Source organism: Marinobacter halodurans (assembly GCF_004327985.1).
Classification (GTDB): Bacteria; Pseudomonadota; Gammaproteobacteria; order Pseudomonadales; family Oleiphilaceae; genus Marinobacter_A; species Marinobacter_A halodurans.
This window is the reverse complement of the sequence record NZ_SJDL01000050.1, coordinates 1-26,522: the sequence shown is the minus strand read 5'-3', so window position 1 is coordinate 26,522 and position 26,522 is coordinate 1. Positions and strand designations below refer to the sequence as shown.

Below are 26,522 nucleotides of genomic sequence, written 5' to 3'. Positions count from 1 at the left end.
CGGCGCGGCAGCGGGCCTGATGCGGGAAAGGGGCTGCCAAGCAGGCATTCGAACACATCTCCGGGAGCGCTGCGCGGCAGAGGTCATCGGGTCCATGACCATCCCGGAGGATGAGGACCACCTGCAATTGCGCTTTACGGTACCGGAGGCGGAGAAAACCCGGTACGGCTTAATGACCCGCGACCTGGTGGTCATGGTGCGGCTGGAAACCCGCCAGCCGGACAACGCGTACCAGCCTCGCGATTACCTGCTGCGCCTGGCGCCGGACAGCGCCTTCCCGGTCACGCCCTCGGACGAGTCGCCCGGGGACGACCCGCTCTGGTGCCAACTCCAAGCCGATGGCAGTCAGCCCATATGGATGGGTTCAAGGCGTGTCAGACGGAAGAGGCAACAGCGGCTCTTGGCTCTCTGGATTCAGTTGGGCACCTCAATACCGCTCAAACAATTCCTCAGGAGACTCAATGCATGACAGAATTATCCACCGCCCCTGAGCTGCTCGCCAGCACCAAAAGCCTTGGCGGCTGGCTCAAGCGTTACAAACATCAGTCGATCAGCACCGGCACGGAGATGATCTTCGCGATCTACCTGCCCATGTGGCCATTTGACCCGGACTAGCCAAAAAAAGCCGCCGGAATTCCGGCGGCAATCGGGGAGCAAGGTCGATGAAAATCAGTCGCTGACGGCGACCATGTTTGGCCTCGGTTCATGCGCAGGGGCGAGCAGAACTCTGGCCAGCGCCGGCGTCAGAATCAGCGCGCCGAGCATGTTCCAGATGAACATGAACGCCAGCAGGATGCCCATGTCGGCCTGGAACTTGATCGGTGACAGTGCCCAGGTGGCAACGGCAATCCCCAGCGTGATACCGGTGAGAATCACCACCTTGCCGGTGGACAGTAGCGCCGCGTAGTAGGCGTTGGTCAGCGCATGGCCCTGACGCAGGTTGGCCAGGGTGATACTGAGAATATAGAGCGAGTAATCCACGCCGATCCCCACCCCCAGCGCAATCACCGGCAGGGTCGCGACCTTGAGGCCGATTCCCAGGTTGACCATCAGCGCCTGACACAGGGTCGACGTCAGCATCAGCGGCAGCACGGTGCAGACCACCGCCCGCCAGGAGCGGAAGGTCAGGTAGCAGAGCACGATCACGGCGGCGTAGACCAGCATCAGCATCTCGGTGTTGGCCTTCTCGACGACGATGTTGGTCGCGGCGGCGATCCCGGCGTTGCCGGCGGCTGACATGAACTGGATCTTGTCGCTGTTGTTGGCGGCGGCGAAGCTGTCCACCAGATTGACCACCCGGTTCAGCGTATCGGCCTTATGGTCCTTGAGGTAGACGTTGACCGTCATCAGGTCGCAGTCCTGGTTGAACAGCTCGCGCGGGGCGCGGGTGATGATCGCGTTCAGCAGTCCCTGGTTACGCGGCAGGCCGTACCAGGCCATGCTGCCCTCGTTCATGCCCGCGGACGCCTGCTTGCTGAGCCCGGCCAGGGAGCTGGTGGAGACCACACCCGGCAACTGCTGCAGCTTGGCTTCCAGCGCGTCCACCTTCACCAGCGTGTCGTAGTTGGCACAGTAGTAGCGCGGCGTTTTCACCATCACCACATACTTGTCGCTGCTCGACGCGTAGTTGGTGACCATGAAATCGTTGTCCAGATTGTAGCGGGAGTCCGGGCGCAGTTCCGGGGCGCCGGGGTCCAGGTCGCCGACCTTGACCTTCGAGCCCACCACATAGCCGTAGCTGCCGAGGATCAGGGCGACAACGATCGCCGTACCGGCCCAGCGCGCCTGGGTGAAATGGTCGAGGAAGGCCCAGATCGGGTGGCGCAGATGCTGGGCGTCGGTCATGTCGATCTTCGCCGCTTCCGCTTCCCGCGCGGCGGCGCGACGGCTGACACCGGTGTAGGAGAGCAGAATCGGCAGCAGCACCAGGTTGCTGAGGATCAGCGCCATCACGCCGAGGGTGGCGGTGAGGGCCAGATCCTGGATTACCGGGATATGGACCACCATCAGCACCGCGAAACCGACGGCGTCGGTGGTCAACGCCATCAGGCCGGTGCGGAACAGACGGCGGAAGGTCTGGCGGGCAGCGACGATCTTGTCGGCGCCGCGGCCGGTCTCCTGCATGATGCCGTTCATCTTCTGGGCGCCGTGACTGAGCCCGATGGCGAACACCAGGAAGGGCACCAGAATGGAGTAGGGATCGAGGTCGAAACCGAGCAGCGGCAATAGCCCCAGCAGCCAGACCACGGCCACCAGCGAACAGGAGATCACCAGTGCCGTACTGCGAATGCAGCGGGTGTACCAGAGCAGTACCGCGGCGCAGATCGTGAGGGTGACGCCGAAAAAGATCTGCATTAGCTTGAGACCGTCGATCAGATCGCCGACCACCTTGGCAAAGCCGGAGATACGGATCTTGATATCCTTGCTCTCATATTTCTTGCGGATCTGCTCCAGTTGCTGCGACAGCGCCTGATAGTCGATCGGTTCCGCGCCTTTGGCGGTGGCACCATCCTGCAGCGGCAACAGAATCACGCTGGAGTGCATGTTGGCCGCCACAAGACGTCCGATCTCGCCGGAGCGCTCCACGTTGTGCTTCACCTGCTCGAGGCTGGCGGCGGAGCCGTTGTAATCGTCCGGGATTACCGGGCCGCCGTCGAAACCATCCGCGGTGACACCGATCCAGCGTGTGGCCGGGGTCCAGAGCGACTTCATATAGGCGCGGTCGACATGCTTGATCAGAAACAGCTCGTCGTTGATCTTCTTCAACGTGTCCAGGTACTTGGCGTTGTAGATGGTGCCGTGGGTCGGAATCACGGCGATGCGCAGGGTGTTGCTGCTCTCGCCAAGCTGGCCGCGATACTTGAAGTAGTTCTGGATGTAGGGATGATCCACCGGGATCATCTTCTCGAACGCCGCGTTCAAGTGCAGTTTGGTGGCCTGCAGACCGAGGAAAATGCTGACCAGGGCGCAGAGCGCGATCACGACCGCCCGGTGTCTGAACAGCAGGCGCTCGGCGAGGCTGCCGGAGCGCTCGTCGAAGACGGCCGCTTCGGTGTCCGGCCCCTGTTGGTGATGGGAGAGTTTGGCGTTCACTGTCCGGGCTCCTTGTTGTTGTTATCGCTGGAGGCGAGGTGAATGGGGCCGCGCAGACTGGTCAGAACGAGACCGCTGTCGCCGGTCTGGACCAGGCCGGTCAGATAGGTGGGGTTGTCGAGGCTGGAGGCCTGGAAACTGTGGCCGTTGTCCCGGCTCAGCAGGCGCCGGCCCGCCTCGTCGACAAGCAGCAGCGAGCCGTCGTGCAGGCGTCTGCCGGCGGTCAGCGTGGCGGGCAGCGAGTTCTCGATCTGCTGCCAGCTGTCGCCGCCGTCCTCCGACAGATAGATCACGCCTTTCAGACCGTAGGCCAGCAGCCCGCCGGTTTTTGTCGTCAGCATGCCGAACAGCGTGCCCTGCGACGGAGATTGGAGTGCAGTGAAGTGCTGGCCGTTGTCGGACGAACGCAGCAGCAGCCCCTGCTCGCCGCAGATGAACAGTTTGCCGTCGAGTTCCGCCAGCTTATAAAGATGGAAGCCGTAGGGGTTATCGATCCGGTCACGGATACTGTGCCAGTGCTGTCCGCCGTCCAGGGTTTCCAGCGCCAGTCCGTAGGCACCGAGGACGATGCCGTGTTGGGCATTGAAAAAGTGTATATCCAGCAGCGGCTTGTCCGGGCCGTCGGCCACCAGCCGTTTGGCCCCCCGCAGGGCGCGCGTGTTGCGCTTGCTGGGATCCGCAGCGAAATCAGCCTGCGCCTGCGCGAGGTCAAGATTGGCGATGGTGATGCCGTCGAGCTGCTTGTGCCAGGTCAGCCCGCCGTCGACGGTGTGCAGGATCACGCCGGCATGCCCGACCGCCCAACCCTGCTGCGCATCGGCGAAAGCGACCCGGGTCAACGTGACGCTGACGGGGGCTTGGACCTGGCGCCAGCTATGACCCCGGTCGTCGGAGAGGAGGATAAAGCCGCGTTCGCCGACCGCCACCAGACGGCTGCCAGTGTCCGCCACGTCGAGCATCAGCGATTTCGTCGCTAGCTGACTGGTGATGGAGGGCTGTTCGTACAGCTTAGACAGGGGCGCCGCACTGTAGACAGTACCTGCCTGCACGCAGAGTCCCAGACCGATAGCGGTCAGGGTGGCAAGCCTGTTGCGACGTCGCGGGGACTGAATGTGTGTGAGTAGGGTCATCGTAAGCATCTCGCAGGTCGGCAGAGAAGGGCGCATTTGCATGCGCCCTTGGGTCCGCAGGATCGGGATCAGAAGCCCGAATCCATCATGGCGTTGCCGGTGAAGAAATAGTCGGTCTTGCGCGGCACCGCTTTGTAGGTCTTGCCGTTCAGGCCCTGCACGACGCTGTAGATGCTGCCCTGCAGGTTGTAGACAACGATCGGCTTGATGACGACCGCCGGAATCTTCGGATCGACGAACGGCAGTACCTGGGTGACGCGCCACAGTTTGCCCTTGGCGTCGTAGCCGTCGACAAGGCTGACGGTCCAGCTGTCCTCATCGATATAGAAGCGACGCTTGGGCACGGCGTGGCGCTTGCCCGGCGCCACGTTGGCTTCCAGTACCCAGACCCGATGCAGCTCCCAGCGCATCTTGTCGGAGTTGAGCACGTACGGTGTGAACACGTCTTTGGCTTTCTCGCTGTGGAACTTGTTCAGGTTGTAGGGGATATACATCTCCTCCTTTCCGATCAGTTTCCAGGTGAAACGGTCGGGACTGCCGATGAAGCCCTGCACCTCGTCGAAGTAGTTGGCGCCGGAGGCAACGAAGTCAGGCGTGTCGTAGCCCACGGTCGGCGCCCGTCGTACGCGGCGCTGGCCCACCAGGTACTGCCAGGCCATACGCGGGTACTTCGGATCGATACTGTCCTGGGTTACCAGCGACTCACCGGCCTTGTAGGGCGGATCGGAGGTCAGGAAGCGCAGCAACACGTAGCGGCCGGACCAGTCCTTGGCGTCTCCGTCGTGGTAGTAGTAGGGGTACTGCCAGTTTTCCTTGCCGGCGCTGGCCAGGGTGCGCGAGCCGTCGTCGTTACCGACCATGTTGACGAAGCCCATCTCGATTGATTCCGCTTCGACCCGCAGCAGTGTGTTCCAGATCAACTCGCTGCCGTTTTGCGGAACGGGGAAGGGGATGCCGCCGTAGCAACCGCTTAGAGTCAGCCCCTTGTCGCCCAGCTTGCAGTTGGTCGCGTTCTTGAAGGTATTTTTGTACACCCAGTCCGGTGCGGCGGCGGTGCGATGGGTCGGGTAGACTTCCAGATGGAACTTGTCGGGGTACTTCTTCAGCATCGCCTGGACGCCCGGGCTCAACTTGGCGGCATACTTGGCCGCGTTCTTGGCGTCAATGCGGTACAGCGGTTTCTCGCCGGGGAAGGGATCGGCCGGAATATCACCGAATTTGGGCCCGGCGGGCACCTTGGTCATCCCGCCGGTCCATGCCGGGATGGTGCCGTCGGCGTTGCCGGCGCGTTCGGCACCCATGGGCGTGAGTGTGCTTTTCAGGGCGTTGGCCTGATCGGCTGAGACGGCAGCTTGGGCCGGACCGATCGATATCCCAAGTGCGAACAGGACGGACAGTGCGAGTATCGGCTTTTTCATATTGTTATCTCCTGAACCGGATGGAACCGGTTAGAACGTGCGTTGAATCGAGAAGGCGACGAAGTCCCGGTCCTTGAGTGTCTGCTGGTAGCTATAGGCATTGCTGGAATTGACGATGGGGCCGCCGGGGCCAAAGAAGTTGGTATAGCTGAGTGAGGCGTGCCAGGTCTTCTGGTAGTCGGCTTTCAGGCCGATGGTGATATCGCCACCGTGCTCAGGTGTAAACGCCAGCGGGGTCACGGAAGAACGGCCATAGGGGGTGTAACCGACGGTGATCGGCACCTGCAGGTCGACGCCCGGGCGTACCTGGAAATACTGCGGCGCGAAGGCGAACCGTAGCGCGACCGCATCGCGGGTGGAGTTGGGATCGAGCTGATCGGCGTTTTTCTTCACGCTGAGGCGGCGGTTATAGGCCACTTCACCCACCAACGATGCGCCATCCCAGAGGCTGCTGCCGCCGTAGAGGTTGATCATCGACACCTGGGCATGCAGTGAGTCACCCACCGGGTAGGCCGCATTTTTACCGTTATCTGCACCCATGCCGGTGAGTACAACCCCACCTGTTGCCGCCAGCGGCGTGTCGATACGAGTCGAGATCTCGCCGGCCACGTTGGCTTCGCCCACCAGGGTACTGAAGCTGGCGCCGAAGGTTCTGATATCCTCGGCATAGACCGCCGCGTAGCTGTCGTCACCGCCCATGAAGGCGGGACGGAAGTAGAACTGCGGCGTCTTGGCGTGGTATTGCGCCGCATAGAGACCGAGATCCCAGTCGCCAATGGTGTATTTGAGCTGGGCCCCGAACTGGCCCGAATTCCGTGCCTCGATATCCTTGGAATGGGTCAGGTTACCGGTGGGGAAGTACGCGCTTTCCGCACCCGCGCCGGCGAAGTCGCCGTTGCTGAAGTAGCTGCCGGACCCGGGGAGACGCGTCTTGCGCCACTTGAACTGGTAGTAGGTCCCCAGGCTCAACGCCGGCGTTAACTGCCAGTTGACGGACGCCTGGGGCGTTGGCATCAGGATCTCCTTGAACTTGGATCCCGGTACCGATTGCAGCTTGATCAGATCGACGGAGGTCTGGGCATTGGCGATACCGTTGGCGCCGAAGAACAGGCTTTCGCCATAGAGCTGGGTGAACTGACCGAGCCGCGCGGAGACGTGGGTGGAGCCGATATTGGAGGAACCGAAGACGAAGGCGTCGAGCACTTCCGCATCTCGGCCGTGCAGTTTTCGCGTGGCGTTGGTGAAATGGTTGTAAGGGACACTGGTCTGGTTCGCAGTCGACGGTGAATTGTTATCGTTGCTGGTGTTATAGACCGAGTCGTACCAGGCGGCGCCGCTGACGCGGGCACCAACGTTGTGGTAACGGATGTTGAATTCCGACAGCAGGTCAAAACGATTAGAGATCAGCCCGGGATTGAAGTTGCGGTCGCCGTCGTCCACGTTGGGATTGCTGCCGGTTGCGGCAACCGTATTGTCGATTCCTTTGATACGAAAGGCGTTGCTGTATTTCAGCGTATTTTCCCATCTCGCCGAGACCTCCGGGTTACCGGTATCGATCTGGAAGGCGAAAGCATTGACGGAGGTTAGCAGTGCAAACGCGGTACCGAGGGTACGAACTGGATGGCTGGAGCGATTCGAGTGTGACTGAATCTTCGTTGGCGTGGTCATGAAAACCTCTTGTGTTTGTTGTTTTTCATGGTTCGAGCGCGAGTGTTTATCTGTTGCTTTGGGTTAGTTGGTCACCGTTAATCTCCTGTAACTGCTCACATCACTGATGCACGAATGGATGAATAATGCATTTGCAATAACATATAACATAGAATGTAATTTTATGCACAAAATATCTCTAGGGAAGGGGGGAAGTCAAGTGCTCGACCAGATGGTGTGCATTAATTGGTGTGTATTGCATAAAAGTGGTATTGCGCATAAAATCAACCTAATGATTGAAGTTAGGTGCATATCCCATGCAAAACACTCAAGAACGATCACTCATCGAGGTGGCCTTTCAGCAGATGAAGAAAGCGATCATCTACGGTGAGCTGGCCCCCGGTGAGAAGCTCAAGGTGGCCAGCCTGTCCAAGTCATACGGTCTGAGCAGCTCGCCGATACGAGAAGCGCTCAATCGCCTGTCGCAGGAAGGTGTGGTTGTGGCCAGTGATAATCGTGGCTTCCGCGTCGCTGCCCTGTCGGTAGATGATTTCGAACAGATCACGCGTTTGCGCTGCCTGTTGGAATGTGAGGCGCTGGCCGACGCCATTGAGCAGGGCGACGATGACTGGGAAGCCAACGTGATCGGCGCCTTCCACCGTCTGTGCCTGGCGGAAAAGAAACTGGCCGGGCGCTCGGTGGCGCTGGATAACGACTGGACGGAACGGCACAGGGCATTTCATTTTGCCCTGTTCTCTGCCTGCACCTCCGACCGTCTGCTACGCATCATCGACTCTCTATTCGATCAGGCCGAACGCTATCGGCGTTATTCCGCACTGAACCGTACCTCGGTGAGGAACAAGAGTGACGAGCATCGGCGCCTGATGGACGTGGCGCTGGAGCGCGATGGCAAGGCCGCGGTGGAGTTGCTGGAGCAGCACATCAAGGGCACGCTGAAAAGTGTCACGGCGGCGCTGCGCCTGCAGGAGAACGCGACGTTGCAGTAGTCTGTTTGAGGCTTCTGGCGCGAGATGAAATGGGGCCCCGGTGGCCCCTTTTTTATGTGTACAGCGCGCACACGCTGCAATCAGGCTCGGGTATAAGCAGTTTTGACCCTAGTGTAAAACTCCACTGCGTAGCGCCCCTGTTCGCGCGGTCCGTAACTGGATCCCTTGGTACCGCCGAACGGCACGTGGTAGTCGACGCCGGCCGTGGGTGTGTTGACCATCACCATACCGCTCTCCATATGGCGCTTGAAATGCGTAGCATATTTCAGCGAACTGGTGCAGATACCGGCGGAGAGGCCGTAGGGCGAGTCGTTGGCCAACTGCAGCGCGTGGTCGTAGTCGTCGGCGGGAATGGCGCAGGCAATCGGGCCGAAGAACTCCTCTTGTGCGATGCGCATGCGGGGATCGGCATCGACAAAGAGTGTCGGGCTCATGAAATATCCTGGGGTTTCCCGTGTCAGTGTCTCACCGCCGAATGCCAGCACCGCGCCTTCATTACGGCTCGCGTCGATATCCGCCAGGTTCTGTTCGAACTGCGTCTTGTCGGCGACGGGGCCGATATGGCTCTGTGGGTCCAGCGCATGGCCCACTCGCAAGGCCCGCAGCTTTTCCTGTACGGCGTCGGTAAACCGGCGGTAGATCCCCTTCTCGACAATAAAACGGGAAGAAGCGGTGCAACGTTGTCCGGTGGAGAAGTAGGCGCCTTGAATTGCTACATCCACCGCTTGCTCGAGGTCGGCATCGTTCAGAATCAGCAACGGGTTGTTGCCGCCCATCTCCATTTGCAGTTTCGTCAGATGCGGTGCAGCGCTGAGCAGTATCCGTCGCCCGGTGTCGGCGGAGCCAGTGAAGCTCAGTGCCTTGACCCTGGGCGATTCCGCCAGCGTTTGACCGACCACGCTGCCGCGTCCCATCAGCAGATTGAAGGTACCGTCCGGCAGTCCGGCGCGGGCGATGATCTCGCCCAGCGCCCAGGCGGAACCGGGCACCAAGTCGGCGGGCTTGAACACCACGGCGTTGCCATAGGCCAGTGCAGGCGCGATCTTCCAGGCCGGGATAGCGATGGGAAAATTCCACGGCGAGATGATGCCCACCACACCGACCGGCAGGCGGAACGTATCGACTTCGATCCCTGCGCGCACGGAATCCAGATGTTCACCCTGCGGACGCAGGATCTCACCGGCGAAGAATTTGAAGATCTGACCGGCGCGGCTCACTTCGGCCTCCGCTTCGGCCAGGATCTTGCCTTCCTCGCGGGCAAGCAGGGTACCCAGCTCCTGTCGGCGGCTCAGAATCTCGGTGCCGATGAACTCCAGCGCGTCGGCGCGTTGCTGCAGGCTGAGCGATGCCCAGATCGGCTGGGCTTTCTCTGCCGCGTCGATGGCGGCCAGGGTGTCGTCGACCGACGCTTGAGCATACCGACCGATCTGGTCGTTGGTATCTGACGGGTTGAGGTTGACGCGCTCGCTCTGGCCGTCCACCCACTGCCCGGCAATCAGGTTTTTATGCATAGCGTTCCACTTCCTGTTCAGGGGGGGCTCGGCTCGCCGGGTGCGAGCCGAGCAACATTGGCCTACAGGCGAACGCGCTTTTCGGCGATCAGCTGTTTCGTCGATTCGATCCACTCGGCGCGGGTCTGGAAGCCGGGGCGGCGGCGACACATCGCTTCGGTGGTAGCGAGGATCGCCTCGTTGCTCGTGCTCAGATCGAGCGGTTCGCGGCAGGGTTGGGAGGTATAGAACGGAGTATCCACGTAGACCTCGATAGGGTTCCCCTCTGGATCCTTGAAGTAGATCGACCAGGCGTTACCGTGGTCCACCTGACCGATATTCGGGATGCCGCACTCCGTGGCGAAACGGTAGAAGTTGCGCAGATCGTTCAGGTTTTCCACCAGGAAGGAGAGCTGGTTGACCGGGTTGAACGTCATACCCTCCGGTTTACCGTCGAACAGCACGACTTGGTGGTGGATCTCCGGATCTTGGGTCAGGAAGTACAGACGATGACCGGTGGAGGCGATCCCCTGGTCGCTGATGACCAGCCCGAGCTTGTTGCAGTAGAAGTCGACCATCATGTCCAGGTCGGTACAGTGGATACCGGCGTGGGTGAAATGCAGTTTGGGTAAGGTGTTCATGCTGGTTGCTCTTGTTGTTATCCGTTTATTTAACCACAGACCGTTAAGCCTCGTCGGCCACCGGATTTGACAGGGTGCCGATCTGCGAAATGACCACCTCGTAGACGTCGCCGGGCTTCAGGAAGATCGGCGGGGTGCGTTTGAAGCCGATGCCACTTGGGGTGCCGGTAGCGAGGATGTCGCCCGGATTCCAGTCCAGGGCCTGAGAGACGTAGGAGATCAGGTGGGGGATATCGAACGCCAGTTCAGACAGTGAGCCCTGCTGCATCAGTGCACCGTTGAGCAGACCCTTGATCTCCAACTCGCGGTAGTCCGCGATCTCGTCGGCGGTGACCATCCAGGGGCCGAGCGAACCGGTCTTGCGGAAGGTTTTGCCCATGCCGTACTGGTGGGTGTGGAACTGCCAGTCGCGGACGCTGGAATCGTTGAAGCAGGTGTAGCCGGCCACGTGGGACATGGCGTCTTCAGGGGCGATATGACCGCCGCCTTTACCGATCACCACCGCCAGTTCCGCTTCGAAATCGAATTCGTGAGAAACGATCGGACGGATGATCGGCGCATCGGCGGCCTGCAGGGTGTCGGCGAAGCGTTGGAAGATGACCGGATACTGGCCCACCTTGCGTCCCGCTTCGGCGGCGTGCGCGACATAGTTGATGCCGACGCAGATGATCTTGCTTGGCTGCGGGATGACCGGCTCCAGGGTGACCGAGTCAAGGCCAAGGCTGGCGCTGGCGGTGGCCACGTAGTCCTCTGCCTTGCCCATCATGGCTTCGCTGCCGACCAGGGTGGCGAGGCAGTCGACGCCGGTGATCTTGTCGGTGAGTTCGATCACCTGGTTATCGGCGGTAACGGCGCCGAAGCCCGCTTTACCTTCTTTGGTATAGGAAATAAGTTTCATCTCTGTCCTCCGGGTTCGTTGCGTCTTTAATTTTTGTGCACAAAATAAGTATATTGCACTATAACTATAAAAGTGCATATTATGGAAGCCCTATCGAGCAAATCTTGATGCAAGACAATAAATGGAGGGTGCGCATGTCGCTGATAAAAGTCCGCAAATATAAGCTGGACATCGAGGAGGTGTTTCACGAAGGTGGGCCGGTCGCGTCCTCTCCGCTGAAGATCGCCGTAGCCTCGGCTGTGGTGGCCAACCCCTATGCGGGCCGGTATGTTAAAGACCTGATGCCGTTTATGGGCGAGCTGCGTGCCCTGGGCACCGAGCTGTCGAATCGTCTGGTCGAGGCGCTTGGCGGTGCTGACGCGGTCCAGGCCTATGGCAAGGCGGCGATCGTCGGTGAAGACGGCGAACTGGAACAGGGTGCCGTCTGGCACGAAGCAGGTGGTTGGGCCATGCGTGAGGTACTGGGTAACCCGAAGGCGATCGTGCCCTCGGCCAAGACCATCGCCGGCCCCGGAACTCGGCTGATGATTCCGCTGGGCCATATCCAGGCGGCCTATGTACGCAGTCACTTCGGTGTCGCTGAGATGGCAGTCTGGGACGGCCCGCGCCGGAATGAGATTCTGTTTGGCCTGGCCATGGCCACCGGCGGTCGTATCCATGCCCGCTTGGGCGGATTATCCGCAGAAGATGTAACGGGTGAAGACGGTCTGCGTTAAGCCTTACTAATTGTGTACTCTGCAGGACCCTCTCAAACGCCAACAATTCCTGCAGTCTCTACAAAAAAATAAGGAGAAACAACATGACAACTAAAATGATGCGTGCCGCCCGTATGTATGAGTGTGGCCAGCCGATGGTGATCGAGGAGATTCCGGTCCCGAAGATTCGCCCCACCGAAGTGCTGGTCAAGGTAGAGGCCTGCGGCATCGTGCCCAACCTGCACAATATCCTCACCAACTGGGTACACTGGTTCCCCCATATGCCGCTGCCACCGCTGCCGGCGATCTTCGGTCTCGACCCCGCCGGTGTTATCAAGGCCGTGGGTGACCAGGTGTATGACTTCAAGCCGGGTGATCGCGTCTACGTCAACCCGGCCCGATACTGCGGCTCCTGCCGTGCCTGCCGCGCCGGTAACACCACCGGCTGTACCTCCTATACCTTCAACGGTTATTTCGGCTTTACCAAGAACAGCCCGCGAATCTACGAGGACTACCCCTACGGCGGTCTGTGCGAGTACATGCCGGCGCCGCAGTACAGCCTGGTAAAACTGCCGGACAATCTCGATTTCAATACCGCCGCGCGTCTTGGCTACGTGGGTACCGGTTACCGTGCTCTGCGCAAGGCCGGTGCAGGACCGAACAGTACCGTTCTGATCAACGGTATCAGCGGCACCCTGGGTGTCGGTGTTCTGGCCTGTGCGCTGGCGATCGGTGTCCGCAAGATTATCGGTACCGCGCGCAACGAGGCGCTGTTCCAGCGCGTGAAGGATCTGGCACCGCCGGGACGTATCGAAATCCACAAGCTTGGTTCCGGCAGTATCGAGGAGTGGGCCTACGACGTGACCAAGGGTGACGGCGTGGATATCGTGATCGATGCCCTGGGTCCGGGAGCTCCCCAGGAGACCCTGCTCGATGCCATGCGCAGTCTCAAGCGCACCGGCACGCTGGTGAATATTGGTGCGGTCTCCGGCCAGATGCCGATCGATATCCATCGAATGATGGACCAGGAACAGACCCTGATGGGCTCGGCCTGGTTCACCGCCGGACAGGGCCAGGAGATAGCCGACATGATCGAGGCCGGTGTCATGGATCTCTCCTTCTTCGAGCACAGTACCTTCCCTCTCGAGGACGTTAACAAGGCGATCAGTGGTATCGAAAACCGCCACGGCGGGTTCGGTAACTTCGTGATCTGCCCTTAACTGATCGGTAACGATGGCCACTGCGATCCGCGGTGGTCATCGTCCGTCGATTGTCAGTTAACGTAATTGAGTACGAGGATTGTGAGATGCAGGTAAGAAGAATCGTGACAGGACACGATGCCGAGGGTAAGCCGGTGTTTGTGTCCGACGACACTGCGCCCCGGGCGGCCGATTTTGCCGATATTCCGGGCTACGGTTTCGCGCAGGTCTGGTGTAACGCGCCGAATGCCGGTACGGCGGACACCGAAGACCTGACGCAGGTGCGGACCTCCCTGATTCCCGCTGCCGGTGGTTGCTCGATGCTGATGGTCAGCCTGCCACCGGACAGTGTGATGGCGTCACCGCTCAATCCCGAGCGTGCGTTTGCGCAGATGGCGGAACAACTGCCAGGGCTGATCGAATGCTTCGATCCGGAACAGCCGGGGATGCACCAGACGCCGACTATCGACTACGGTGTGTTGCTGGAAGGCGAGCTCTGGCTGGAGCTCGACGGCGGTGAGGCACGGGTTCTCAAACCCGGCGATGTGGTGATCCAGAACGGTACCCGCCATGCCTGGCGCAACAAATCGGACCGGGTCGCCAAGGCGGTGTTCTTTATGATAGGTGCGCCGCAATAAGGGATGGTGCAGTGTAGCGCAGCCGGTTGATCGCCGGCTCCTGCCTGGGGTTTTACTGAGGGGGTTACTGCGGGGCCAGGAAATGCTGGTTGAGCTGCCCCTCCAGTTCCCGGTTGAAGTGTTCGGCCGATTGCATATGTTCGAGCATCAGCGAGCGCGTTCTGTCGGCGTCTTGGGCGTGGAATGCTTTCATTAACTGTTGATGGTCCTTGAGGTTGGCACAGGAGAACCCATGCTGCTCCGGCAGTGCCGATTTCTTGGAGATCACCAGATCGCGAATCATGGGGCCATGCGCTCCTCGAAGGTTTGCGGCGGTGTTGCACAACGTTCGACCAGCGCCGCGATCTCTGGTTCGATCAACGTACGCAGGGCATAGATCTCGGGGCCTGACGGTTGCTCGAAATGCAGGTAGTTGCGCAGCAGCTCGCTGGCCTTTTCATAGGGCACCCGCTCCAGTACCGCGCCGCCGTTGGGGCCGGTCTTGATCGATACCAGTCCCTGTACCTCCAGCGATTTAAGCGCCTCTCTCACCGTGCCTTTGGAACAGTCGAACTGCTCCATCAGTTCGTGCCGATACGATGGGGAGGCGCCTCGCCTCCCTGAACTGGGGAAATAAGATGAACAAGCCTCTATCCGGTGTCCGTGTACTCGATCTGTCTCGTATCCTGGCCGGTCCCTGGTGCAGCCAGCACCTGGCTGATCTGGGGGCCGAGGTGATCAAGATCGAACATCCTGAGCGCGGCGACGACACCCGCGGCTGGGGGCCTCCGTTTCTCGGCGAAACCCGGGACGCGGCCTACTATCTGGGTGCCAATCGTGGCAAGCGCTCGGTGGCGATCGATATTGCACGGCCCGAAGGCCAGGCGCTGATCCGTGAACTGCTGCCGAGCTGCGATGTGGTGCTGGAGAACTTCAAGGTCGGCGGGTTGAAGCGCTACGGACTCGATTACCACAGCCTGAAGGCGCTGAAGCCGGACCTGATCTATTGCTCGATTACCGGCTTCGGCCAGAACGGCCCCTATGCCAAGCGTGCCGGCTACGATTTCCTGCTGCAGGGGATGGGCGGTCTGATGGGGATTACCGGCAAGCCGGATAGCGAGCCCGGCGGCGGGCCGGTGAAGGTGGGCGTCGCCGTCACCGATCTGTTCACCGGCATGTATGCCGCAACCTCGATTCTGTCCGCGCTGATCGGCCGTGACCGCACCGGCGAGGGGACCTGGATCGATGTGTCGCTGATGGATGTGCAGGTGGGCGTGCTCGCCAACCAGGCGCTGAACTACCTGACCTCGGGCAAATCGCCCGAACGCCTGGGTAACTCGCATCCGAATATCGTGCCTTACCAGGCGTTTGCAACGGCGGACGGCCATATCATTCTCGCCGTCGGCAACGACACCCAGTTCCAGCGCTTCTGTGCCGTCGCCGGTGCGCCGGAGCTGGCGCAGGATGAACGCTTTGCCACCAACCGGAGCCGGGTGGAGAACCGGGCGCTATTGGTCCCGCAGGTCGAAGAGCTGATCAAGTCCAAGCCGTCTCAATTCTGGCTCGATGCCCTGGAGGTCGAGAGCGTACCCTGCGGTCCGATCAACACCATGGAGCAGGTATTCGCCGATCCCCAGGTTCAGCATCGTGGCATGAAGATCAGCCTGCCGCATGCCGAAGCCGGAGAGGTCAATCTGGTGAGCAACCCGGTGCGCTTCGACGATCAACACTTGAATGCCGACCTGCCGCCGCCGCGACTGGGTGAACATACCCAAGAGGTGCTGGAACGACTGCTGCCCGAGCGTAAAACGCAACTGGAAACGCTGAAGGCAAAAGGCCTGATTCGTTAACCCGGACCGCTATTGAGAAGGATTAGTACGTTATGAAAATACTTGTCAGCGTTAAACGCGTGATCGATTACAACGTGAAGGTACGCGTCAAGGCGGACAACACCGACGTGGACCTGAGCAACGTGAAGATGGCCCTCAACCCCTTCTGCGAGATCGCCGTCGAGGAGGCGATCCGCCTCAAGGAAGCCGGTGTCGCCTCCGAAGTGGTGGTGGTCTCCGTTGGCCCGAAAGCGGTGCAGGAACAGCTGCGCACCGCCCTGGCGCTGGGTGCCGACCGTGCCATCCAGATCGACACCGATACGATGCCGGAACCGCTCAACGTGGCCAAGCTGCTGGCCAAGGTGGTCGAGGCGGAACAGCCGGGCCTGGTGATCCTCGGCAAGCAGTCGATCGACTCCGACAACAACCAGACCGGCCAGATGCTGGCCGCGCTCACCGGTCGCCCGCAGGGCACCTTCGCCTACGCCCTGAAGGTGGAAGGCGCTCCTGATAACGGTAAGGCGGTGGTGACCCGCGAGGTGGATGGTGGTCTGCGTACCCTGTCACTGGAGCTGCCGGCCATCGTCACCACCGACCTGCGACTGAACGAGCCGCGCTACGCCAAGCTGTCCGACATCATGAAGGCGAAGAAGAAGCCGCTGGAGGTGAAGACCCCGGCCGATCTTGGTGTCGAGCTGAAGCAGCATATCGAGCTGCTGCAGGTGGAAGCCCCGGCCGCGCGTCAGGCGGGGATCAAGGTGAACAGCGTCGATGCGCTGGTCGACAAGTTGAAGAACGAAGCCAAGGTTATTTAAGGGGGCTCTGATGGCTATTTTATTGATCGCAGAACACAACAATCAGGCCCTGAACCCGACCACGCTGAGCGCTGTTACCGCCGCCAGTCAGATCGGCGGCGACATTGCCGTGCTGGTCGCCGGCAGTGGCTGCGGTGCCGTGGCCGAGGAAGCCGCCAAGATCGAAGGTGTCAGCAAGGTCCTGCTGGCCGACAACGCCGCCTACGCAAAGGGGTTGGCCGAAAACCTGTCACTGCTGGTGAAGGCACAGGCTAGCGACTACAGCCATGTCGTTGCCCCGGCGAGCACCACCGCCAAGGACTTCATGCCGCGCGTCGCCGCGCTGCTGGATGTGGGCCAGCTGTCTGAGATCATCGCCGTCGAATCCGCCGATACCTTCAAGCGCCCGATCTACGCCGGTAACGTCATCGCCACCGTGCGCTCCGGCGATGCGATCAAGGTGATCACCGTGCGCACCTCCGCATTCGACAAGGCCGCGGCGGAAGGCGGCAGTGCCGGCGTCGAGACGCTGGATCGAGCCTGCGACGCCGGGACCTCCGCCTTCGTCAGCGAGGAGATGGTGAAGTCCGAGCGTCCGGAGCTGACCGCCGCCCGCGTCATCGTCTCCGGTGGCCGCGGAATGGGCAACGGCGAAAACTTCGCCCTGCTGGAAAAAGTGGCCGACAAACTCGGCGCCGGTATCGGTGCCTCCCGTGCCGCGGTGGATGCCGGTTTTGTCAGCAACGATATGCAGGTGGGCCAGACCGGCAAGATCGTGGCACCGGAGCTCTACATTGCCGTCGGTATCTCCGGGGCGATCCAGCACCTGGCGGGGATGAAGGACTCCAAGGTGATCGTGGCGATCAACAAGGATGAGGAAGCACCGATCTTCCAGGTCGCCGACTACGGTCTGGTGGCGGATCTGTTCCAGGTGCTGCCGGAACTGGCGGAAAAACTCTGATCGGTAGCGGAATGAGGTATGTACGTGACCCGGTCCAAACTGTGACGCCGGGTACTCCGGCCGGCCCGATTCTTCTGATCGAAAACCGCACGTTTAGCTGATGGCTTTCATTTGGAGTTAGCCCACACAGCCTTGGATTGCGCGGGCTCTTTTAACTTCCGTTATCCAATGGGAAGCGTTTTCGATGTTCGACCGAAACGTCGGCCAAAATTTGCCGGATCCATTTATGCAGTCCGGAAAAATGTGTGCGCTCGGTCCAATACATATCAATGGCGATGGGAACCTCCAGCGGGAAAGGTTTGATGACAAGCTCGTCACTTAAATCCTTGGCTAATCGCCCGGGAATGGTCGCAACGAGATCACTGCCCCGTATCATCTGGCGCAAGTTGTCATGATTGGGGATGGAAACATCCGGGGCGAGGTTAATACCCTGAACGCGCAAAATGGGATAAAACAGTGCTTCCCAGCGCCCGTTATGGGTAATCGCGAGATGTTTGGCGGTGCAAAACTGATCCAGGGTAAGGGGTTGGTCCGCCAGAGGGTTATCGGCCGCCATTAAGCAGACATATCGATCTGAAAACAGGTGCCGACGGTAAAAGACATCACCGATGATCGCGACGGGGCCTAGCAGGATATCGACGGTGTTCTCCAAAAGTTGGCGTTTGCCGTCTACGGCCGCTTCATGCAAATGGACTTTGATATGGGGGGCATCACGTCGAATGCGCTGAACCGCTTCCGGGATCAGGGCGCGTCTTTCATGATAGTTACAGCTGATCACTACGGTGCCCTGGGCTTCTTCCGGTTCAAACTCTTTCTTTGACCCCAATCGATCAAGGGTCGTCAGAACATCGCGCAACTCTTCAACGATTTCGTGGCAGCGATCGGTTGGCTCGATTTTATTGCCGGTACGCACAAACAGGGGATCTTCGAAACTGTCGCGCAGAATCTTCATTGTATAACTGACGGTCGACTGGTTAATGCCGATCAGGTGGGCGGCTTCGGTGAACGAACCGCGTTCGTAGATGGTGACAAGCGTCCTGAACATGTTGATATCAAGCTTTTCAAGCTGCTTCACGACTTCCTCCGCCTTAACCGACCTGCCCATCGAATACTTCGATGACCTGTATCGAGATCATACCATTGCTCGATGCGGAGTGCTTTCTTACGATTGAAACCATAAAAATAAAGTAAGGAGGCATACATGCCCACTATCCCCGTCATCGGTGATGTCACCATGTCCGACATCCTTGCCGATCCCTATCCGATTTATGCTCGAGCTCAGGAAATGGGCCCCGTCGTCCGTGTCGAAGCGGCTAACCTGATGTTGGTGACACGCTTTGACGACATCATGGAAGTGGAGCGTGATCCGGTTACCTACTCTTCCGAAAACCCGCACTCCCTGGTTGTGAAGGTCTGCGGCCCCAATCTGATGCGTAAAGATGGTGAAGAACATCAGGTAGAACGCAAGGCGGTGGAACCCTCCCTGCGGCCCGGCACGGCAAAACGCTGCTGGGCGCCGAAACTGGAAGGTATCGTCGATGACATCATCGAGGCCTTTGAAAAAGAGGGCGAAGCCGACCTGTTTGACGCTTTTGCCAGCCCGATGGCGGCGCGTGCGTTGGTGGCAGTTCTGGGCCTGGGTGATGTCGAATGGCAGACGGTTGCGCGTTGGTCTCAGGCGATGATGGACGGCAACGGCAACTATGGCGGCGATCCCGAAATTTCACGGCGCGCTAAACAGGCGACCGATGAGATCGAACAAGCCATCGATGCCATGATCCCTTACCATCTGGAAAATCCAAACGAATCCGCCTTGTCCTCGCTGTTACAGGCCGACCAAAGTAAAGAGCAGATCTACGGTAACGTAAAAGTCTTTATCGGCGGCGGCCATAACGAGCCACGCGATGCGATCCTGACGCTCGTCCTCGGTTTGCTGCAAAACCCGGATCAGTTGGCGAAAGTCAAAGAAGACCCGAAACTGTGGGAAAAAGCCTTTGAAGAAGCCGTGCGCTGGATTTCGCCGATCGGGATGTATCCGCGCCTGGTTACCCAGGCTGTTGAACTGTCCGGTGTACCGCTGAAAAAAGGCGATCAAATCGGCTTGTGCATCGCCGCAGCCAACCATGACCGGACACACTTCGATTCCCCCGAGACCTTCGATATCTTCCGTCCCAAACAGGCCCATCTGGCCTTTGGCGCCGGCGCACACTTCTGTGCCGGCACCTGGGTCGCACGTATTCTGGTGTCCAAACTGGCAGTCCCGCGGTTGTTCGAACGCCTTTCGAACCTTCGTCTGCAAGATCCTGATGCGGTAAAGATCAGTGGGTGGGTTTTCCGTGGCCCCACATCCTTGCCGGTCACCTGGGACGTTAACGAGGTGCAGTCATGACAAAAATTACCTTTGTACAACCCAGTGGTGTTGAAGCCACGGTCGAAGCAACCAGCGGTCTCTCGCTGATGGAAGCCGCGCTGCATAACGGCGTCGAAGGCATCCTGGCCGAGTGCAATGGCGCGGCGGCCTGTGCCACCTGCCATGTGGTGTTGCCCAAAGCGGTTTATGACCGGCTGGATGCACCGGAGGATCACGAGGAGGATATGCTGGATTTCACCGAAGCCGAGCGTCAGCCCTGTAGTCGCTTGAGCTGTCAGGTGAGAGTTTCTGACGATATGGATGGCATGGTCGTTCATATTCCCGGCGAGTGATCGTTCCTCCCGTCGCGGCGGATAGCCACATCCGCCGCCCTCCGATCATTCAATTCAACGTCCTTTCTGAACAGGACCGGAGTTGAAACATGAAAACTGTCGTCATGATTGGCGCGGGGCAGGCGAGTTTGTCCTGTGCCGCCAAATTACGCGCTAAAGGCTTTGACGGAGAGATCATTCTCATTGGCGATGAACCGAAATTACCTTATCAGCGTCCGCCACTTTCCAAGGCCTATCTGCTGGGGAAAGTCGAAGCTGAACGTTTATTGCTGCGCCCTCAATCCTGGTATGAGCAACAGCAAATCAGGTTGGTGACCGCCACTAAAGTCATGCGGATAGATCGCAACAATAAAGCTGTCGAACTGTCCGACGGACGCGTGCAGCCCTATGACGCGCTGGTGCTGGCCACCGGCTCTGCCGCCCGCAATTTGCCGCAATCGATGACCCGTTCGATGTCAGGTATTCATACCATCCGAGATCTGAATGACATTGAAAATCTGCGTCCTGAATTGGACGTTGCCAGGCACATGGTCGTTATCGGGGGAGGGTATATCGGTCTGGAGATGGCCGCCGTTGCCAAGGGGTTAGGGCTGGAGGTCGACGTGATCGAAGCCGCCCCGAATATTCTGGGACGTGTAGCGTCAAAAGAGACCGCGGATTACATACTGGAATTGCATCAGGATCAGGGCGTTACATTTCGTGTGGGCGAACAGGTGAAGGAACTGAGCGGCGACGGAAAAATTGAGTCTGTTGTGCTTGGCAATGGCGAAGCGATTCCGACGGATATCGTTGTTGCCGGCATTGGCGCCATGCCCAGAGTGGAACTGGCCGAACAGGCCGGTCTTGAAGTCGCTAATGGGATTCTTGTAAACGCCTTTGGTCAAACATCCGACCCGGATATTTATGCCATTGGCGATTGCGCTTGTTATCGCTTGCAAACCGGTGATGTGCGCCTGGAAAGCGTGGGCAATGCCATCGATACCGGAGAGCTGGTTGCCGGCAATATTCTGGGCGAGGAGATGATGTACGAACCGAAACCCTGGTTCTGGTCCGATCAATTCGATATGAAACTGCAAATCGCGGGTCAGATTTCAACGCAGGACAGAATCACTGTCCGCGACGTCGAAGGTGAGGGCCGCTCGCATTGGTACCACCGCGACGGCCAACTGGTCGCGGTCGACGCCCTGAACGCCCCGCGCGCCTACCTGATCGGGCGCAAGATGGTGTTGAACGGTTTGTCTCCAACCGGTGAACAACTGGCCAATTGCAATCAATCGCTAAAAGAGATTTTCGACAGTTTGTGAAGCGCGCTGCGGACCTGTCAAAGGGTCTGCCCCGTCCTCGTTGAAAACTATTATCGCAAGGCATGGATCGATGGAAAAAACACTAGATACAGCAGTCAACATTAATGCGCCGGCCCATGTGATCTGGGCCGTGTTGGACGATATCGAGAAATATCCCGAATGGAACCCACTGGTTCCTGAATTGAAGGGAAAAACGATGGTTGGCCGTCAGGTGGAAGGCATCTTGACGCGCGAAGGGATGCCCACCGTTCCTCTGAGGCCGACACTGACCGCTATTGTCGGTGCGCGAGAGTTGCGCTGGCTTTCCGAACGCCCGACCCCAGGCGAGTTTCGCGCGGAGCATTACTTCATTCTGGAACCGAATGAAGACGGTACAACCACCCTGATCCATAACGAAGACTTTGCTGGAACCTTTCTGACCCAGGTCTGGGATGGGATAAATACCCTGGGGCGTGCAGCTTACATCAAGATGAACGAAGCCCTGAAGGAACGTGCAGAGGCATTCGCTGCCAAGGAACAAAAGATACACTCCTGCCTGGATAACCCGGCATCCGGCAAGGTGTCTCTGCAGGGTAAAACCCTGACATGTTCCTGCGCGGAAAAACCTGTCGTCATTACCGTCAATGCACAGGCTTATCATAATCACCTGTGCGGTTGTTCCAAATGCTGGAAGCCCGAAGATGCATCGATGGCGTTGATCGCCGTTGTGGCGGATGGTCAATTAACCGTTGCGGAAAACAGCGACAAACTACAGGTTGTCGATGAAACCCAATCGATCAAACGCTATGCCTGTTCATCCTGCGGCACGCACATGGTTGGCAGGGTTGAGGACAAAGATCACCATTTTTACGGTCTGAACTTCATTCATCCCGAATTGGTGACAGATGGCCTGGTGCCGGCGCCTGAATTTGCCGGGTTTGTGTCTTCTTTGGTTGAAAACGGAATGGAACCGGCTCACATGGTTTCAATTCGCGTTAGCCTCAAAAATCGCGGGATCCCTTCTTACGATGTATTTTCCCCGGAGATCATGGATATGATCGCCTGGCATAAAGTCAAACTGGGAAAACAGGAGTAGGGGCGTTGCGAATAGATCGCGCGGCCCGAAAAATTTGCGAATTAATGTCCAGCACGATCAAGGATTGACCATTAACTCACATTAGCCGACAGGGAGGTCAGTTATCAACGGCCTCAGGCCAAGTGAGAGTGATGTACGGGGAGATGCGAGCATGATGCACCGAGTATAACCCTGACAGTTCTTTCACAACTGGGGGAGCTGCAGGCGTTCTATGACTTCCCGGCGGGGCTGTGAGTTCATCGTCCGGACGACCACCTTGAAAAACACCGCCAGACGGGCCACAGACGTGCGGGATGCGATCATCGAAATACATCGATGACAACATCCGTTCGGTCGACCTGGAGCTGGGTATCTGCTCCGCGTTTTGTCATCCTTCGCGGTCTTTGCGCTGCTTAATGACACGGGACGGATGCCAATGGAGTGGAGTTTTATCGAAGGAAATTCAAGCCGGCTTGTGCTACTTGGACATCAAACTCAGATTTGACCCCGCTTGCGGCGATTCCACCCACTAGTTGGCCTTCAAACATGATGGGCAGTCCTCCGGTCATGGGTATGACTCCATGGAGACTGGCGGCAGGACGGCCCGAACGAAACATGTCTTCGAAAAAACTTGTCGGCCGCTGCGTTAGCGCAGCACTACGAGCTTTATCGATTGCGATCTGCACTGAAGACTTTGATGCATTCTGGAGTCGGCGGAAAGCTAATAGATGCCCACCCTCATCAACGATCGCAATAGATACTGGCCAAAGGTTGGTCATCGCTTCGTTGCACGCTGCCTCCATGATGTTTTCAACATCCGATTCCTCAAGCTCTATCCGAACTCGCATGACTGTTCTCCCGAGCAAATTTGCGCCTAAAGATAGCATCTCCGCATTAACGTGCATATTGTTAAGTTTATGCACATTTGAGTGATGGGACAGGAGTTTGATCGAACGACGAATACGGAGTTGGCTGAGCAAACTGAAGCGATCAACAGCCACGACGCAAATTTTGTCCAGTATTGGCAGTGCCTGGGGTGGAGGGGATGGATTTGCACTTAATTACAAAAATTGCATAAAATGGATTTTATGCATAAAATGACGGGGAATTGAGATAAAGAGTGCACAGGATATGCAAACTCCCCACGAAGGATCGCTCATCGAAGTTGCCTTTCGAAGCGGCGTGGCCCACAACTAACGACAGTGATGATCTTGGCAAGCGCATGCGCACCAATGCCAATCAAAGCATTACCGCGGGGTATGTATGCTATCGAACAGGTCCTTAGTCTTAGCCAGTATCGCGTTATCAGTGAGCGGATGGTGTGTAATGACGTATGCTCTCTATCTATCGGCACCTGAACTCGATTACGTGCAAAAAGTGTTTGGATTTACCTCCGTCCTCTGGGGTCTTGGTTTGCTGGCGAGGATCCTTCATCTGCTCAGATTTCGCGGCAGTGCTCGTGATGTCGTCGCTATTAAAGAACTAGCCGGGAACTTGGCTCGGGGCGATTTAAGACCGTTGAATGCATCCTGTTCCTATAGAACAGAAGGCGCTCAGAGCGATCTGGATCAGGCTGTCAGCAAGCTTAAGAACGTTTTAAACAAATTCTCTCACAGCAGCGTGTTGCTGGCCTATCAGTCTCAAAATCTTAATAAAAATCTGCATCGTATCGACAGAGCGGCTGGGGAGGTGGTGGGGCAGTTAAATATGGCGGCCTCGGCTAGCGAGCAGCTCTCCTCGGCGGCGGCCGAGGTGGCGAAGAACTGCAAGGCAGCTTCAGACAATACCAGTGAAGCCAATGAGGTGGCGTTGCAGGGGCAGACCGTCGTGATTAAGACGATCGACGCGATGCAGAGGACGAGCGATATCGTCACAAAGTCGAGCGGCGTTATTCGAGGTCTGGGAGAGCGCTCCGGAGAGATTGGGCAGATCATTGATCTCATTAGCAATATCGCGTCGCAAACCAACCTGTTGGCACTGAATGCTGCCATCGAAGCCGCACGAGCCGGCGATCAAGGGCGTGGGTTCGCAGTGGTGTCCGATGAGGTGCGCCAATTGGCGGAGAAGACATCCCATGCAACCGATCAGATCCGCCATACCGTGGAGGCGATGCAGTGCGAACTCGGTGCGGCGGTGACCACGATGGAGGAGGGGGTCATTGTGGTCCAGGCCGGAACCGAAGAGGCGATGAAATCCGAGGCTGCACTGGGCAATATCCTACAGCATCTTGCTTCAATGGTCGGGGAGATTGAGCAGATCGCCGTGGCCTCAAGGCAAACCACAGCGACGACGGAGGAGCTTTCCAATAACCTGCATCGGGTAGCCCGGTTAATGGATGAAACTGCGGACAACGTGAACCAAAACAGTCAAATCGTTTCCAAGTTGTCAGCATCGGCCAACGATATGATGCACCTGATTGGTCAGTTTCGTCTGGTGACCAAGTCAGACGCAGAAAGCCTGGTTCACCAGGCGTACGACTACGTTCAGCAGAATGGCCTCGAAAAGGCATTGGCCGTGTTCAACGATCCCGAAAGAGAATTTGTGCAGGGCGAGCTTTATGTGGTGGTTCAGGGGTTCGATGGTGTAATCCTCGCCCATGGAGGCAATAGAGAGCTCGTCGGTAAAGATCAGTCTCAGGGCAAAGATGCCTCTGGCAAACCGCTCACTCCGATTATTGATATCGCTCGGGACCATGGGCAGGGTTGGTACAGCTATCGCTTTATTAATCCCCATTCCGGCAAGGCCGAGCCCAAACATATGTTCATTCGGCGACTCGACAATCATCACTACGTAGCCTGTGGAATCTATCAGCCGGACGTATGAGTAGCAGTTGTCAGAATATTGAGGTCAACCGTATCTGGGCTTTCGGGCCTGACTTCCTACGGCAAATTAAGCTCCGTAACCAGACTTCCGTTGGCAGAGACACCAGTGACTGCTTTTCCCGAAAACCCGAAATCCTTTTGCAACTGGTAAATGGCAGAACTTTTCAACCATATCCGCCGGCACGTGCCCAGGCCAAATCCGGCAACGGCGGCTCTTACCACTGATCTGGCATTGTTAAACACCCATTGGCCATCCACAGTAGTTTTGAGCTCCTGACCTTCCTTCTCAAATTCCCATGGTAGTAAGCCACCGAGGGTGGGCAGCCGAAAGTTGATGCCGTCATGGTCCGACAGATCCCGAGGAGGCTGGGGCTTTGAGCGCCTGGCGAAATAGGTCGGAGAACCGACCACGGCCATGCGCATATCCGGCCCGATGCGCACGGCGATCATGTTCTTTTCAAGTTGTTCTCCCAAATGGACACCGGCGTCATAGCGCTCGGAAACGATATCCGTAAACCGGTAATCGATTGCGATCTCGACTCTGATATCGGGGTAATCCCGCAACAGTGCTGACAGCTTCGGCCAGAGGACCATATCCGCGGCCTAGTCCGAATCGCTGCCGGAAGCCAAATGGGCCCATCCCTACGATTAACTGACAGAACTCAACCGCCGCGGGGCGAAGTTCACGCAAATGGCCCCGGTAGAACGCTGGCTGGACGAACCGCCGGCCAACGCCAGGGGGCATGTGACCGCTTGAACCTCATTGCCGCACAAGTACTGCAATAACCGGGGCGCGGATTGAGCTGACCCTGGTTGCGCGGACATCCTGTTACTAACGATAAAAACAATGAAGAGCACACCAAGCTGGCTTTCTCTGGAACGAGATGCACCACAGGGTCCACGCGCTAAGCACCCTGAGCCGGCCGAACATCATGGGGGATAAGACGGTTTACGCGAGCTACTAGTGTCCTTTAACAAAAGTTCGTCTTATTATTGATTTTGTCGGACAGCCGAGCGATTGACGCAATGATTTGATTGGCTGTTTTACGCCAGACAAACGGCTTGGGATCGTCGTTGTAGGTCGCAAGATAGCCTTTAATTGACGCTTCCAACTCGCGAGTACTGCGATGCGAGTTGCGCTTGATCCATCGCTCCGAGATCAGGGCAAAGAATCGTTCCACTAAGTTGACCCACGACGCCGAGGTTGGCGTGAAATGAAC

General features: G+C 58.3%; 25 protein-coding genes and 2 pseudogenes. 14 read left to right on the top strand and 13 right to left on the bottom strand.

Features of this window, described 5'->3' with window-relative positions; translation table 11 throughout:
- Together EZI54_RS21480 and EZI54_RS21475 are read left to right on the top strand one after the other, a co-directional pair.
- Window positions 1–469, top strand: a 469-nt coding sequence (locus EZI54_RS21480; RefSeq protein ID WP_207389308.1) for a hypothetical protein, incomplete at its 5' end; no start/stop codon positions are given.
- A complete protein-coding gene (locus tag EZI54_RS21475; protein WP_207389307.1) occupies window positions 466–615 on the top strand; it encodes a hypothetical protein in 150 nt (49 codons plus the stop codon). The genes EZI54_RS21480 and EZI54_RS21475, both read left to right, overlap by 4 nt.
- Window positions 616–669: 54 nt before the next feature.
- Here the strand turns inward: EZI54_RS21475 and EZI54_RS21470 are convergent, their stop codons facing one another.
- The 4 genes from EZI54_RS21470 to EZI54_RS21455 all read right to left on the bottom strand — a co-directional run bounded on the left by EZI54_RS21470 (window position 670) and on the right by EZI54_RS21455 (window position 7,309).
- Window positions 670–3,093, bottom strand: a complete 2,424-nt coding sequence (locus tag EZI54_RS21470) for an efflux RND transporter permease subunit (RefSeq protein WP_131483935.1) — start codon at window positions 3,091–3,093, stop codon at window positions 670–672.
- Window positions 3,090–4,223, bottom strand: a complete 1,134-nt coding sequence (locus EZI54_RS21465; protein WP_207389306.1) for a WD40/YVTN/BNR-like repeat-containing protein — start codon at window positions 4,221–4,223, stop codon at window positions 3,090–3,092. The genes EZI54_RS21470 and EZI54_RS21465 overlap by 4 nt, the downstream gene beginning before the upstream one ends.
- A gap of 68 nt (window positions 4,224–4,291) precedes the next feature.
- Window positions 4,292–5,641 carry a DUF1329 domain-containing protein gene (locus EZI54_RS21460; protein WP_131483934.1) on the bottom strand — a complete coding sequence of 450 codons (1,350 nt, stop codon included), beginning with the start codon at window positions 5,639–5,641 and terminating at the stop codon, window positions 4,292–4,294.
- Window positions 5,642–5,671: 30 nt separating this feature from the next.
- On the bottom strand, window positions 5,672–7,309 hold the full coding sequence (locus EZI54_RS21455) for a DUF1302 domain-containing protein (protein ID WP_131483933.1): 1,638 nt from the start codon (window positions 7,307–7,309) through the stop codon (window positions 5,672–5,674).
- Window positions 7,310–7,605: 296 nt separating this feature from the next.
- On the opposite strand from EZI54_RS21455, the gene EZI54_RS21450 reads away from it, so the two are divergent.
- A complete protein-coding gene (locus EZI54_RS21450; RefSeq protein WP_131483932.1) occupies window positions 7,606–8,295 on the top strand; it encodes a GntR family transcriptional regulator in 690 nt (229 codons plus the stop codon).
- Window positions 8,296–8,375: 80 nt separating this feature from the next.
- On the opposite strand, the gene EZI54_RS21445 is transcribed toward EZI54_RS21450, so the two are convergent.
- The 3 genes from EZI54_RS21445 to EZI54_RS21435 form a co-directional block, all read right to left on the bottom strand.
- Window positions 8,376–9,806 (bottom strand): aldehyde dehydrogenase family protein, encoded by a 1,431-nt coding sequence (locus EZI54_RS21445; RefSeq protein ID WP_131483931.1) that lies wholly within the window; start codon window positions 9,804–9,806, stop codon window positions 8,376–8,378.
- A 62-nt stretch (window positions 9,807–9,868) separates the two neighbouring features.
- Window positions 9,869–10,426: a VOC family protein gene (locus EZI54_RS21440; protein WP_131483930.1), complete on the bottom strand. Its 558-nt coding sequence runs from the start codon at window positions 10,424–10,426 to the stop codon at window positions 9,869–9,871.
- A gap of 43 nt (window positions 10,427–10,469) precedes the next feature.
- Window positions 10,470–11,324 (bottom strand): fumarylacetoacetate hydrolase family protein, encoded by an 855-nt coding sequence (locus tag EZI54_RS21435; protein WP_131483929.1) that lies wholly within the window; start codon window positions 11,322–11,324, stop codon window positions 10,470–10,472.
- Window positions 11,325–11,458: 134 nt separating this feature from the next.
- Here EZI54_RS21435 and EZI54_RS21430 point away from each other — a divergent pair, with 134 nt between their 5' ends.
- The 3 genes from EZI54_RS21430 (at window position 11,459) to EZI54_RS21420 (ending at window position 13,856) form a co-directional block, all read left to right on the top strand.
- A complete protein-coding gene (locus EZI54_RS21430; protein ID WP_131483928.1) occupies window positions 11,459–12,040 on the top strand; it encodes an amino acid synthesis family protein in 582 nt (193 codons plus the stop codon).
- A gap of 83 nt (window positions 12,041–12,123) precedes the next feature.
- Window positions 12,124–13,239: an alcohol dehydrogenase catalytic domain-containing protein gene (locus tag EZI54_RS21425; protein WP_131483927.1), complete on the top strand. Its 1,116-nt coding sequence runs from the start codon at window positions 12,124–12,126 to the stop codon at window positions 13,237–13,239.
- 86 nt (window positions 13,240–13,325) lie between these two features.
- A complete protein-coding gene (locus tag EZI54_RS21420; protein WP_131483926.1) occupies window positions 13,326–13,856 on the top strand; it encodes a cupin domain-containing protein in 531 nt (176 codons plus the stop codon).
- A 64-nt stretch (window positions 13,857–13,920) separates the two neighbouring features.
- Here the strand turns inward: EZI54_RS21420 and EZI54_RS24900 are convergent, their stop codons facing one another.
- Both EZI54_RS24900 and EZI54_RS24895 read right to left on the bottom strand, forming a co-directional pair.
- Window positions 13,921–14,139, bottom strand: a complete 219-nt coding sequence (locus tag EZI54_RS24900) for a hypothetical protein (RefSeq protein ID WP_207389305.1) — start codon at window positions 14,137–14,139, stop codon at window positions 13,921–13,923.
- Window positions 14,136–14,417 carry a FadR/GntR family transcriptional regulator gene (locus EZI54_RS24895; protein ID WP_207389304.1) on the bottom strand — a complete coding sequence of 94 codons (282 nt, stop codon included), beginning with the start codon at window positions 14,415–14,417 and terminating at the stop codon, window positions 14,136–14,138. Before EZI54_RS24895 ends, EZI54_RS24900 begins: the two co-directional genes overlap by 4 nt.
- Before the next feature lie 56 nt (window positions 14,418–14,473).
- On the opposite strand from EZI54_RS24895, the gene EZI54_RS21410 reads away from it, so the two are divergent.
- The 3 genes from EZI54_RS21410 to EZI54_RS21400 are packed head-to-tail and all read left to right on the top strand — an operon-like array spanning window position 14,474 to window position 17,419.
- Window positions 14,474–15,685 (top strand): CaiB/BaiF CoA transferase family protein, encoded by a 1,212-nt coding sequence (locus EZI54_RS21410; protein WP_131483925.1) that lies wholly within the window; start codon window positions 14,474–14,476, stop codon window positions 15,683–15,685.
- 32 nt (window positions 15,686–15,717) lie between these two features.
- Window positions 15,718–16,479, top strand: a complete 762-nt coding sequence (locus tag EZI54_RS21405; protein ID WP_131483924.1) for an electron transfer flavoprotein subunit beta/FixA family protein — start codon at window positions 15,718–15,720, stop codon at window positions 16,477–16,479.
- A gap of 10 nt (window positions 16,480–16,489) precedes the next feature.
- On the top strand, window positions 16,490–17,419 hold the full coding sequence (locus EZI54_RS21400) for an electron transfer flavoprotein subunit alpha/FixB family protein (protein ID WP_131483923.1): 930 nt from the start codon (window positions 16,490–16,492) through the stop codon (window positions 17,417–17,419).
- Between the two features lie 151 nt (window positions 17,420–17,570).
- Here the strand turns inward: EZI54_RS21400 and EZI54_RS21395 are convergent, their stop codons facing one another.
- Entirely contained in the window at window positions 17,571–18,494 is a 924-nt protein-coding gene (locus tag EZI54_RS21395) for a LysR family transcriptional regulator (protein WP_165495831.1), read from the bottom strand.
- A gap of 126 nt (window positions 18,495–18,620) precedes the next feature.
- Between EZI54_RS21395 and EZI54_RS21390 the strand changes: the two genes are divergently transcribed.
- The 4 genes from EZI54_RS21390 (at window position 18,621) to EZI54_RS21375 (ending at window position 22,501) form a co-directional block, all read left to right on the top strand.
- Window positions 18,621–19,808: a cytochrome P450 gene (locus EZI54_RS21390; RefSeq protein ID WP_131483921.1), complete on the top strand. Its 1,188-nt coding sequence runs from the start codon at window positions 18,621–18,623 to the stop codon at window positions 19,806–19,808.
- The gene (locus EZI54_RS21385) at window positions 19,805–20,122 is read left to right on the top strand and encodes a 2Fe-2S iron-sulfur cluster-binding protein (RefSeq protein WP_131483920.1); all 318 of its coding nucleotides are present in this window, start codon (window positions 19,805–19,807) and stop codon (window positions 20,120–20,122) included. The genes EZI54_RS21390 and EZI54_RS21385 overlap by 4 nt, the downstream gene beginning before the upstream one ends.
- A gap of 89 nt (window positions 20,123–20,211) precedes the next feature.
- Window positions 20,212–21,426, top strand: a complete 1,215-nt coding sequence (locus EZI54_RS21380) for an NAD(P)/FAD-dependent oxidoreductase (protein ID WP_131483919.1) — start codon at window positions 20,212–20,214, stop codon at window positions 21,424–21,426.
- 70 nt (window positions 21,427–21,496) lie between these two features.
- Window positions 21,497–22,501 carry an SRPBCC family protein gene (locus tag EZI54_RS21375; RefSeq protein WP_131483918.1) on the top strand — a complete coding sequence of 335 codons (1,005 nt, stop codon included), beginning with the start codon at window positions 21,497–21,499 and terminating at the stop codon, window positions 22,499–22,501.
- Between the two features lie 428 nt (window positions 22,502–22,929).
- On the opposite strand, the gene EZI54_RS21370 is transcribed toward EZI54_RS21375, so the two are convergent.
- Window positions 22,930–23,481, bottom strand: coding sequence for a GlcG/HbpS family heme-binding protein (locus EZI54_RS21370; protein ID WP_207389303.1), 552 nt, complete (start codon window positions 23,479–23,481; stop codon window positions 22,930–22,932).
- A 325-nt stretch (window positions 23,482–23,806) separates the two neighbouring features.
- On the opposite strand from EZI54_RS21370, the gene EZI54_RS21365 reads away from it, so the two are divergent.
- The gene (locus tag EZI54_RS21365) at window positions 23,807–25,303 is read left to right on the top strand and encodes a methyl-accepting chemotaxis protein (RefSeq protein ID WP_165495830.1); all 1,497 of its coding nucleotides are present in this window, start codon (window positions 23,807–23,809) and stop codon (window positions 25,301–25,303) included.
- 159 nt (window positions 25,304–25,462) lie between these two features.
- Here the strand turns inward: EZI54_RS21365 and EZI54_RS21360 are convergent.
- Window positions 25,463–25,905 (bottom strand): annotated as a pseudogene (locus EZI54_RS21360) (LysR substrate-binding domain-containing protein); the annotation flags it as partial.
- 368 nt (window positions 25,906–26,273) lie between these two features.
- A pseudogene (locus EZI54_RS21355) lies at window positions 26,274–26,522 on the bottom strand (IS630 family transposase); the annotation flags it as partial.